The organism is Paenibacillus herberti (assembly GCF_002233675.1).
In the GTDB taxonomy this organism is placed as follows: domain Bacteria; phylum Bacillota; class Bacilli; order Paenibacillales; family Paenibacillaceae; genus Paenibacillus_O; species Paenibacillus_O herberti.
The window spans coordinates 1-688 of sequence record NZ_NMUQ01000012.1 but is presented as its reverse complement, the minus strand read 5'-3'; the positions used below and the strand labels follow the sequence as shown (position 1 = coordinate 688).

1 protein-coding gene is annotated in these 688 nt (G+C 44.9%); it reads left to right on the top strand.

Features of this window, described 5'->3' with window-relative positions:
* Positions 1-308: 308 nt before the first annotated feature.
* Positions 309-688, top strand: a 380-nt coding sequence (locus tag CGZ75_RS24260; RefSeq protein ID WP_141136894.1) for a hypothetical protein, incomplete at its 3' end; no start/stop codon positions are given.

Sequence of the window (688 nt, the reverse complement as noted above, 5' to 3'; positions counted from 1 at the left end):
ATTTGTTCTCCTTAATGAAAGCTCGTAGCTGCTCTTTCGTCCATAATCCCATGTGTACTCCCCAGCCTTTCGTATACTACCATTTTAATAGGTTTGGGAGTTTACACAATCTATTTTACAGACTCGACTTCTATTATCGACCTGTTTCTCCTTTCTTTATTCTTTTTTTCCATTTTATTGAAATAAAGAGCAACTCCTCAAAAACCGATATTATAAAAAGGAAGACTAACCCAATAGTTGTATAAAACATATGCCTTTGCAGCTCTAATCCATAGTGTAGTCCCTGAGCTTAGTGATGAGGGATTGCTTTGATTCGAATTGGACTTGGAGCAATCCCTTTTAAATGGAACAAGATCCTGAATCATATTGAGGTGATTCTATTGTCTGGCGCAAATGTCAAAATGGATCTGGTGGATGTGGAACGTCTCCGTCAACGGTTTACCGCGATCGGTCAGGACGCGATGCGGCTGATGCAGCAAGTGAACGGTGCCGCGTGGGAATGGGAACAGATTCCCACTGTGCGAGAAGCTGGGCGTGCGGTAAAAGTGGCGAAAGAGCTTACCGCAGAAGCGGAGGAACTGGCCGATTTTGCTCGACGCATGATGCGCGGTGTCGAGCGGCTGCAAAATGAGAATCGACTCAAGATGAACTTGACCTTTACGGTGGGGAAAACGTGGAATCCCTTCGG